The sequence below is a fragment of the Streptomyces sp. NRRL S-31 genome (genome assembly GCF_000718775.1).
Taxonomy (GTDB): Bacteria; Actinomycetota; Actinomycetes; order Streptomycetales; family Streptomycetaceae; genus Streptomyces.
Window position 1 is genome coordinate 1 of sequence record NZ_JOCB01000319.1, and the last position, 201, is coordinate 201.

Annotated in this window: 1 pseudogene; it reads left to right on the forward strand. The window is 73.6% G+C overall.

The annotated features are described in order from the left end of the window. Positions 1-201 (forward strand): annotated as a pseudogene (locus IF37_RS40620) (glucose-6-phosphate dehydrogenase); the annotation flags it as partial.

The window sequence follows — 201 nt, forward strand, 5'->3', positions numbered from 1 at the left end:
ATCGGCGCCGCCCGCGACGTCATCCAGAACCACCTGCTCCAGCTGATGGCCCTCACCGCGATGGAGGAGCCCGCCTCCTTCGGCGCGGACGCGCTGGCCACCGAGAAGGAGAAGGTGCTCGGCGCGGTCCGGCTGCCCAGGGACCTGGGCGAAGCCACCGTGCGCGGCCAGTACGCGGCCGGGTGGCAGGGCGGCGAGAAG